The organism is Mycolicibacterium bacteremicum (assembly GCF_002086115.1).
Taxonomy (GTDB): Bacteria; Actinomycetota; Actinomycetes; order Mycobacteriales; family Mycobacteriaceae; genus Mycobacterium; species Mycobacterium bacteremicum.
On record NZ_MVHJ01000021.1, the window covers coordinates 77972 to 86984 of the forward strand.

General features: G+C 69.2%; 8 protein-coding genes. 3 read left to right on the forward strand and 5 right to left on the reverse strand.

What is annotated here, in order from left to right; genetic code table 11:
* Positions 1 to 16: 16 nt before the first annotated feature.
* From BST17_RS20890 to BST17_RS20905, 4 genes are read right to left on the reverse strand one after another with little or no spacing between them, the layout of a single operon-like run.
* Positions 17 to 2098 carry a xanthine dehydrogenase family protein molybdopterin-binding subunit gene (locus BST17_RS20890; protein WP_083060811.1) on the reverse strand — a complete coding sequence of 694 codons (2082 nt, stop codon included), beginning with the start codon at positions 2096 to 2098 and terminating at the stop codon, positions 17 to 19.
* On the reverse strand, positions 2095 to 3090 hold the full coding sequence (locus BST17_RS20895; protein WP_083060812.1) for an FAD binding domain-containing protein: 996 nt from the start codon (positions 3088 to 3090) through the stop codon (positions 2095 to 2097). The genes BST17_RS20890 and BST17_RS20895 overlap by 4 nt, the downstream gene beginning before the upstream one ends.
* Complete coding sequence (locus BST17_RS20900; protein ID WP_083060813.1) at positions 3087 to 3602, reverse strand: 2Fe-2S iron-sulfur cluster-binding protein; 516 nt, start codon at positions 3600 to 3602, stop codon at positions 3087 to 3089. The genes BST17_RS20895 and BST17_RS20900 overlap by 4 nt, the downstream gene beginning before the upstream one ends.
* A 34-nt stretch (positions 3603 to 3636) precedes the next feature.
* Entirely contained in the window at positions 3637 to 5256 is a 1620-nt protein-coding gene (locus BST17_RS20905; protein ID WP_083060814.1) for a peptide chain release factor 3, read from the reverse strand.
* A 49-nt stretch (positions 5257 to 5305) separates the two neighbouring features.
* Here BST17_RS20905 and BST17_RS20910 point away from each other — a divergent pair, with 49 nt between their 5' ends.
* Both BST17_RS20910 and BST17_RS20915 read left to right on the forward strand, forming a co-directional pair.
* A complete protein-coding gene (locus BST17_RS20910) occupies positions 5306 to 5878 on the forward strand; it encodes an LOG family protein (protein WP_083060815.1) in 573 nt (190 codons plus the stop codon).
* Between the two features lie 4 nt (positions 5879 to 5882).
* Positions 5883 to 6566: a YceI family protein gene (locus BST17_RS20915; RefSeq protein WP_133053565.1), complete on the forward strand. Its 684-nt coding sequence runs from the start codon at positions 5883 to 5885 to the stop codon at positions 6564 to 6566.
* Between the two features lies 1 nt (position 6567).
* On the opposite strand, the gene BST17_RS20920 is transcribed toward BST17_RS20915, so the two are convergent.
* Positions 6568 to 8298: a sulfatase-like hydrolase/transferase gene (locus BST17_RS20920; protein WP_234807758.1), complete on the reverse strand. Its 1731-nt coding sequence runs from the start codon at positions 8296 to 8298 to the stop codon at positions 6568 to 6570.
* A 222-nt stretch (positions 8299 to 8520) separates the two neighbouring features.
* Between BST17_RS20920 and BST17_RS20925 the strand changes: the two genes are divergently transcribed.
* Positions 8521 to 8799 carry a hypothetical protein gene (locus BST17_RS20925; RefSeq protein WP_083060817.1) on the forward strand — a complete coding sequence of 93 codons (279 nt, stop codon included), beginning with the start codon at positions 8521 to 8523 and terminating at the stop codon, positions 8797 to 8799.
* Positions 8800 to 9013 lie beyond the last annotated feature (214 nt).

Below are 9013 nucleotides of genomic sequence, written 5' to 3' on the forward strand. Positions count from 1 at the left end.
ACCAGCGGAAATATCCTCAGAGCAGCTTGTCGCAGGTGATGGGCAGATCGCGCACCCGCACCCCGGTCGCGTGGAATACCGCATTGGCCACCGCGGCCGCCGAGCCCACGATGCCGATCTCACCCGCGCCACGCGAACCCATCGGGTTGGCGTGCTCGTCCACATCGTCGAGCGCGAACGCCTCGATCGCCGGAACGTCGGCGTGCGAACTGATGTGGTAGGTCGCCAGATCCCGGGTGACGATGTGCCCGAATCGCGGGTCGCGCACGCTCTCCTCGTGCAACGCCATCGACAGGCCCATCGTCATGCCGCCGATCAGCTGGGAGCGCAGCGTCGCCGGGTTGATCACCCGGCCCACCGAGAACACCCCGAGCATCCGGGACACGTGGATCTCCCCGGTGTACCGGTTGACCCGCGCCTCGGCGAAATGCGCCCCGAACGAGTACATCCCGTAGTTCTCGGCCTCCTCGTTGGCATCCTCGGCCGACGCGACGGTGTGCACCCCCACCTCGGGATGTTCGCCGTGGTCATGGCGGAACGCTCGCGCTGCGGCCACGATGGCGCGCCCCCACGAGGTGATGCCGGACGAGCCGCCGGCCACCGACGCACTCGGCAGCGAAGAATCACCGATCTGCAGGTCGATCGCGGACAACTCGCAGTCCAGCGCATCGGCGGCGATCTGTGCCAGCGCCGTCCAGGTGCCGGTGCCGATATCGACCGCACCGATCTGCACGACGAACCGGCCCTGGCCGACGTGCTCGATGCGTGCGGAGTTACCGGGCATCACCATGGCGGGGTAGACCGCCGACGCCACACCGCTGCCGATGAGCCATTCACCGTTGACGCGGTTGCCGGGCTTGGGATCCCGGTCGGCCCAGCCGAACCGTTCGGCGCCGGTCTGCAGGCATTCGATCAGCCGGCGGTTCGACCACGGGCTGCCCGTCTCCGGATCGACGGGTGGCTCGTTGCGGATCCGCAGCTCGATGGGGTCGATATCGCAGGCCACCGCGAGCTCGTCCATGGCGACCTCGAGGGCGAACATGCCGGGGCACTCACCGGGGGCGCGCATCCAGAACGGCACCGGCACATCGAGGGTGGCCAGCTTGTGGCCGGTCTTGCGGTGCGGCGCGGCGTACATCATCCGCGAGGGTGTCGCGGTCTGCTCGGCGTACTCCTTGACCGTTGCGGTCTGCTCGACGACCTGATGGCTGAGGGCGAGCAGGCTGCCGTCACGCTGGGCACCGAGACGCAGATGCTGGATGGTGGGGGTGCGGTAGCCGACCACGTCGAACATCTGCTGGCGGGTCAGCGCCAGCTTCACCGGCTTGCCGGGCAGCCGCAGTGCGGCCATCACGACGAGGATGTTGTGCGAGTGCGGGGCGCCCTTGGAGCCGAAACCGCCACCCACGTTCTTCGCAATGACGCGCACCTGCTCCTGATCGAGACCGAAGGCGGTCGCCAACTCCTTGCGGGCGGCGTGCACACCCTGGGTGGAATCCCACAGCGTCAGTGCATCGTTGTCCCACAACGCGATACAGGCATGCGGTTCCATCGGGTTGTTGTGCTCATGCGGGGTGGTGTAGATGTTGTCGACCACCACCGGTGCCTCCCGCAGCGCGGCCTCGGCGTCGCCGTCGGAGGTTTCCGCCGGATAGTCGGGGTTGACCTGCTCGGGGGTGTAGAGCGTCGGGTGATCCGCCGTCAGCTCGATGGCTGCGGGCTGCTCCTCATACTCCACGCGCACCAGTCCGGCGGCGTGCCGGGCGGTTTCGGCGCTGATGGCCACCACCGCACCGATCAGCTGACCGCGGTAGTGCACCGACGCGTCCTGCAGCACCGCGAGGTCACCGTTGGAGGTGTCGGCGAGTTCGGGCGCGTCGAAGACCGTCAGGACCGCCAGGACCCCGTCGGCACTCTCGGCGGCCGCGGTGTCCATCGAGATGATCTGTCCGTGCGCGATGGTGGCCTGTACGGGATGCAGGTAGACCGGGTTCTCGACGTCGAATTCGAAGGCATAGGTGGCCGATCCGGTGACCTTGGCGGCACCGTCGCGGCGGGTGATGCGCGTACCGATGGACCGGGGTTCCAACAGGGTCATCGCCGATCTCCTTCCGCGATCGAGGTGAGGGTGGCCACGACGGCCCGCCGGGTCAGATCGACCTTGAACTCGTTGCCTTCCACGGGTTGCGCCTGGGCCAACTCCGCGGCTGCGGCGGCATCGAAGGCGTCCTCGCCGACCGTGTTGCCGACCAGGTGCTCCTCGCAAACTCGCGCCCGCCACGGTTTGTGTGCCACCCCGCCCAGCGCGATCCGCGCCGAGCGGATGACGTCGCCGTCGAGAACCAGCTCGGCGGCCACCGAGGTCAGCGCGAAGGCGTAGGAGGCGCGGTCGCGGACCTTGCGGTAGGTCGACCGCGCACCGGCGGGCGGGGCGGGAATCTCGACCGCGGTGATCAGCGCGCCATCCGGCAGCGTGGTGTCACGGTCGGGCTGATCCCCGGGCAGCCGGTAGAACTCGTCGATGGGCAGCCGGTGCTCGCCGTCGGCGTCGACGTAGACGATCTGCGCGTCCAGCGCCATCATCGCCACCGCCATGTCCGAGGGGTGCGCGGCCACACAGTGTTCGGAGGCACCCAGGATCGCGTGGTAACGCACGTATCCGCCGATGGCCGAGCATCCGCTGCCCGGGGTGCGCTTGTTGCACGGCGTGGTGACATCCTGGAAATAGACACAGCGGGTGCGCTGCAACAGGTTTCCACCGGTGGTGGCGACATTGCGCAGCTGACCGGAGGCGCCGGCGAGCAGCGCCCGGGCCAGCACCGGGTACGCGGAGCGCACCACCGGATGGGCGGCCAGGTCGGCGTTGCGGACGTCGGCGCCGATGCGCAGCGCCCCGTCGTCGCCAACCTCGGTGTCCTGCAACGGGAACAGGTGGCTGATGTCGACCAGCAGGCTGGGCTCGGCGATACCGAGCTTCATGTGGTCGACGAGGTTGGTGCCGCCGGCCAGGAACTTGGCGTCCGGGTGTTCGGCGATGGTGCTGACGGCGTCCTCGACGCTGGTGGCCCGGTGGTAGTCGAAGGGGATCATCGGGCGCCCTCGTGGATCGCGGCGACGATGTTCGGGTACGCCGCACAGCGACACAGGTTGCCGCTCATGCGTTCCCGGATCTCCTCATCGGTCAGTTCGGGGTCGGCCTCCAGGTCGTCGGTGACGTGACTGGGCGCCCCGGACTTGACCTCATCAAGCATCCCGACCGCTGAGCAGATCTGCCCGGGTGTGCAGTAGCCGCACTGGAATCCGTCGTGGTCCAGGAAGGCCTGCGCGATGGGATGCAGATCCTCGCCCGCACCGAGGCCGGCGGCGGTGACGATCTCGGCGCCGTCGTGGGCGACCGCGAAGGACAGGCAGGTCGTCTGGCGCCGGCCGTCGAGCAGCACCGTGCACGATCCGCACTGCCCGTGATCGCACCCCTTCTTCGGCGCGGTCACCCCGAGGTGCTCGCGCAGCAGATCGAGCACGGTGGTGCGGTTGTCGATGCGGGCGGTGTGGTCGGCGCCGTCGACGCGCAGGGTGACCTCGGTGAAGTGGGCTGACTCCATGGCCCGGGGGTACCCGGGCGGGATGGGGTGAAACTCAGCCGTCGGCCGCGGCCACCAGCGAGCGCAGCTTGATCGTCGGGTTGTCCCGCAGGAAGCCCTCCAGACGCCACGGCGTCGAGAACAGCACCAGCAGCACCCCGTCGGAGCGGGTCAGCACCTCGGCGGACACCTGCTTGTTCATGAACTCGGCGTCCTCGGGATCCACGATGCGCGCCACCTGGTACGGCAGCGACTCCAGGGTGATCGCCGCACCGATCTCGGTCTCCATCCGGTGCGAGGCCACCTCGAACTGCATGGGGCCGACCGCGGCGAACACCGGTGCCTGCTCGCCACGCTTGTCGGAGCGCAGCACCTGCACCACGCCCTCCTGGTCGAGCTGCTCGATGCCCTTGCGGAACTGCTTGTGCTTGCTGGGATCCTTGCCGCGCACCACCGAGAAGTATTCGGGGGAGAAGCTCGGGATCGGCGGGAACGTCACCGGCACATCGCGATACAGCGTGTCGCCGGGGCGCAGTGCGGCCGCGTTGGCCAAACCGATCACGTCACCCGGCCACGCGTCGTCCAGGGTGGAGCGTTGCTGGCCGAACACCGACTGCGCGTACTTGGTGACGAACGGCTTGCCGGTGCCGGCATGGGTCAGCACATCACCGCGCTCGAAGGTGCCCGAGCAGACCCGGGCGTAGGCGATCCGGTCGCGGTGTGAGGAGTCCATCCCGGCCTGCACCTTGAACACGAACGCGCTGAACGGCGCCTCCACCGGCCGCGGGCGGCCCTCGACGTCGACGATCGGGCCCGGGGAGGGCGCCAGGTCGACCAGCACGTCCAGCAGCTGGTTCACGCCGAAGTTCAGCGCCGCCGAGGTGAACAGCACCGGGGAGGACTCACCGGCCAGGAAGGTCTCGCGGTCGTAGTCCGAGCCGTCCATCGACAGCAGCTCGGATTCCTCGACGGCGGTGTCCCAGTCGCCCTCGGCCGCGGCGTACGCCTGGTCGGCGGGGATGTGCTCCTCCGGGGCGGCGGTGGCGCCGCCGGCGGTGCGGGTGAAGCGGATGTAATGCCCCTTGCGGCGGTCCATCACGCCCTTGAAGTCACCGGCGATGCCGACCGGCCAGGTCAGCGGTGTGGTGCGCAGCCCGATCCGCTCGTGGATCTCGTCCATCAACTCCAGCGCGTGCCGGCCGGGGCGGTCCCACTTGTTGATCACCGTGATGATCGGGATGCCGCGGTGCTTACACACCTGGAACAGCTTGAGGGTCTGCGGCTCAAGGCCTTTGGCGGCGTCGATGAGCATGACCGCGGCGTCGACGGCGGTGAGCACCCGGTAGGTGTCCTCGGAGAAGTCGGCGTGGCCGGGGGTGTCGAGCAGGTTGATGACGCAGTCGCGGTAGGGGAACTGCAGCGCGGTCGAGGTGATCGAGAGACCGCGGGCCTTCTCCATCTCCATCCAGTCCGACACGGTGGATTTGCGGCCGGCCTTGCCGTGGATGGCGCCCGCCTCGTTGATCACCCGGGCGTGCAGCGCGAGCGCCTCGGTGAGCGTCGACTTACCGGCGTCGGGGTGGCTGATCACGGCGAAGGTGCGGCGGCGGGCCGCCTCGTCGGCGATCCGGGCGGCTGATTTGGCGTCGGCGGTGGTCAGGGCGTTCTCGGTCATTTCACCCTCGATGATATTTGCCCAGGTCGGTAAACCGATAATCGCAGGTATGCACATCTGCGTGTTCCTGTCCGCCGCCGACCTCGACGCCCGCTACACCACCCCGGCCCGCGAGTTCGCCACCGCACTCGGCGCGGCCGGGCACACCCTGGTGTGGGGTGGCTCGAACACCGGGCTGATGAAGGTCATCGCCGACGGGGTGGCCCAGGCCGGCGGGCGGCTGTGCGGCATCTCGGTGGAGTTCCTGCGGGCCAAGGCCCGGCCCGATGCCGACGAGATGGTGTTCGCCCGCGATCTCGCCGACCGCAAGGCCCAGCTGCTGGCCCGGGCCGACGCGCTGGTGGTGCTGGCCGGCGGACTGGGCACCCTGGACGAGGCCACCGAGATCCTGGAGCTGCGCAAACACGGTCACCACAGCAAGCCGGTGGTGCTGCTCAACACCGCCGGGTTCTATGACGGGCTGGTGATGCAGCTGCGTCGGATGGAGAGCGACGGATTCCTGCCGCTGCCGCTCGACGAGCTCATCTACGTCACCGACGACGGCGCCGACATCCTCGATTACCTGCAAAGGCGTCAATTCGTTCAAGATCACCCCGGGGATGCCGCGCGTTTGTCACCATGACCCGGTGAGGAAGAAGGGTTGGGCGATCGTCGCGGGTGTGCTGGCGGCGCTGCTGCTCGCCGCGCTGGCGGCCGCCCCGTGGGCCTACAAGAACCTGCTGGAGAGCCCGCCCCAACCCGCACTCGCGCTCCCGGGTGACGCCGCGCCCGCGACCACCGACGTCGACGGCAGCTGGACCGTGCAGTCCGACTCGCAGGCCGGCTACCGCGTGCGCCAGCAGCTGCTGTGGGAGATGATCGACGTCAACGGCCGCACCCCGGCCGTCACCGGCAGCGCCGACATCGCCGAATCCCGGATTCGCGCATTGCATTTCAGCGTCGATATGGCGACCCTGCGATCCGACAGCCCGGGCCGGGACGAGAAGTTCCGCAGCGCCGACGCGCTGGAGACCGGCACCTTCCGGACGGCCGAATTGTTCAGCAATGTGCCCGTCGACCTGTCCGGGGTGCCCGCCGACGGCAGCCCGGTACACCTGGAGATCCCGGTACACCTGACGCTCAAGGGCGTCACCCGACCCGCCGTCGCGTCGGTCGATGTCCGGCGCAACGGGGACCGTGTCGACGTGGCCGGCACCGTCGGGGTCCGGCTCCTCGACTTCAACGTCGACCCACCCAAACCGTTCATGTCGCTGCTGGAGGTCCAGCCGACGGCCACCATCGAGTTCCTGGTGCACCTGGCCAAGGGCTGACTCAGCGCCCGAACCACCGCCTGCGCGGCGCCGGGTCCCGGCGCGGCACATACGGCCACGGGTTGTGGCGCTCGGGCACCGAGGCCGCGCGCACCTGCTTGAGCTGGGTGCGCAGCGCGGCGCGTACCTCCTGCAGTGCCGGGTCGTCCCAGCGGTTGACGGCCTCAGCCGGATCGCCGGTCAGGTCGTAGAGCTCCCACTGATCGTCGAGCACATCGCTGCGGTAGCGCTGCGCCCCGCGCCCGGTGTAGGCGAGCTGCCGCACCCCCGGCTCGGTCCAGGTGCCCGGATCGTCGAAGGTGCGCACCAGCTTCCACAACCGGCCGTCGACGCGGGCCACCAGCCCCTCGAAGTTGCCCGCCACCCCGACCGGAACCCGGATACGCAGCGGCGCAGGAGGATTGACATCACGACCCAGCTGGCGCGCCAGCCCGGACGCCCCGGAGTCACCCTCGAGCACATTGTCGCGGGTCAGCAGATACACCGCGCGGTCCGCGTCGGCGGGTGCCCCGGCCACCACCGACATCAGATCCCGCCCGGGCAGCGGATGCACCTCGCTGAACGCGGCGGCCAGCTCGGCCGCGGCGGCGGACACGTCGATACCGGCCGCGCCGAGCAGCGTCGGCACCAGGTCCACATGCGAGGTCGGCGCGTCCACCGTGCGGGCGGTGGTGGCGTGCGCACCGATACCGGCGATGACGAACGGCACCCGGGTCGCCTCGTCGTAGAGGTTGAACCACTTCTGGTGCAGGCCGCCGTGCGCGCCGAGCAGCTCCCCGTGATCCGAGGTGCGGACCAGCAACGCGTCGGTCGAGCCCTCGGTGACGGCGCGGCGCACCCGGTCCAGAGGGCCGTCGACCTCGGCGTGCAACCGGTAGTAGAGATCGCGGTACTGCTGCGCCTTGGTGCGGTAGGTGCGCCGTACCGCGCGCGTCGGCCCATAGCCCGAGTAGTAGGCGTCACGAAAAGCGGCCTGGGCGGCCGGTTTTGCCTGGAGATCCTCCGACGCGGTCGGCGCCTCGGGGACATGCGGGGGATCGGCGGACGGGTCCGCCGGCAACGGGTTGCGCCGCGACCACGCCGGAAACAACACGATGTCATGGGGATTGACGAAGCTGGCCACCAGCAGGAACGGTCTCAGGGCCGCGGCGTCCCCGGCCCGCCGGCGGGCATACCGATCCTGCAGCCACGCCACGATCCGGTCGGCGCACAGCGGGTCGCGGCGAAATCCGCTGTTGGCCAGCGCCGCCCCGTGTGGCTCGGGGCCCACCCAGCCGGAGAAGCCGTATGGGCTCAGCGGATCGGCGTCCAGATACGCCTGGACCGCCTGCTCGTCTACGGCACCGTGGTCATCGTTGGTGGCCAGGATCTTTCCGGTCGAGTCGGTCAGGTCGGCATGCGAGATATGCCATTTGCCGTCGTAATGGGTGTCGTAACCGGCTGCGCGGAACCAGTTTCCGAGGGTGGGCACCTCGCCGCGGCGCAGCCAGCGCAACCGTGAGTCGTCGTAGCGCTTGCCTAGGCCGTCGGTCTGGGTGACACCGTGCAGATCGGGGTAGTGGCCGGTGAACAGGGTCGGCCGGCTCGGTACGCAGGCCAGTGACCCGGTGTAGTGCCGGGTGAAGGCAACCCCGTGCTCGTCGAACCAGCGTCGGCCGGTCAGCACCCCGGCCCGCCAGTCCCGCACGGCGGCCGCCTCGTATGGCGGGATCGCGCGTTCCTCGTCGGTCATCAGGATGACGATGTCGGGTTTTCCCGGAGACACGATTCGCTCGCAAGCATCGCTCATGGACACGATTCGCTCGCAAGCATCGCTCATGGACACGATTCGCTCGCAAGCATCGCTCATGCGTCAATTCAACTCCGAATTCTTGGGATCGGTAGCGAAACCGGCTCGCTGTACTTGTGCCATGACGACGCCGGCCGAGGCGGCGCCCGAGAAAAGGAAAAACAGATGAACGTGATCCCCGCCCAGCTCCAGGACCTGACCAAGCGCGTCGAGCGCACCCCCGCCCTGGCGATCGCCATCTTCGCGGGCCTGAGTGCGCTGTGGTCGGTGTACCGGCTGCTCTGGCTGGTCTATGCCGGCTTCGCGCTGTCGAGCTTCGGGCTCTCGCCGATCTCGCTGATCATCTCCGCGGTGGTCTGGATCGCGGTCGTCGCGGCCTCGGCCCTGGTCGCCTTCGCGTTCTGGACCAGGTACAACACCGCCGAGCAGAACCCTGCGGAGTAGGCCCGGTGGACACCGCCGGCGGGGAACGTCGGTTTCCCGTCGGCGGTGTTCAGGCAGAATCGACAGATGCCGCCAGGACAGCAGCCGCCCGACCAGCCGCGCGACCCGGCGACGCGACGGATCCCCAAGCCACCGCGCCCGGGCGATCCGAACAGCCCCACCCAGCGCATCCCCCGACCGGAGCCGCCCACGCAGCGGATCCCGCGGCCCGAGC

What these genes read in the sequence shown, in the direction of transcription:
- BST17_RS20925 (WP_083060817.1), top strand. Translation starts at nt 8,521, where the DNA reads ATGAACGTGATCCCCGCCCAGCTCCAGGACCTGACCAAGCGCGTCGAG.
- BST17_RS20900 (WP_083060813.1), bottom strand. Translation starts at nt 3,602, where the DNA reads ATGGAGTCAGCCCACTTCACCGAGGTCACCCTGCGCGTCGACGGCGCC.
- BST17_RS20905 (WP_083060814.1), bottom strand. Translation starts at nt 5,256, where the DNA reads ATGACCGAGAACGCCCTGACCACCGCCGACGCCAAATCAGCCGCCCGG.
- BST17_RS20910 (WP_083060815.1), top strand. Translation starts at nt 5,306, where the DNA reads ATGCACATCTGCGTGTTCCTGTCCGCCGCCGACCTCGACGCCCGCTAC.
- BST17_RS20920 (WP_234807758.1), bottom strand. Translation starts at nt 8,298, where the DNA reads ATGACCGACGAGGAACGCGCGATCCCGCCATACGAGGCGGCCGCCGTG.
- BST17_RS20890 (WP_083060811.1), bottom strand. Translation starts at nt 2,098, where the DNA reads ATGACCCTGTTGGAACCCCGGTCCATCGGTACGCGCATCACCCGCCGC.
- BST17_RS20895 (WP_083060812.1), bottom strand. Translation starts at nt 3,090, where the DNA reads ATGATCCCCTTCGACTACCACCGGGCCACCAGCGTCGAGGACGCCGTC.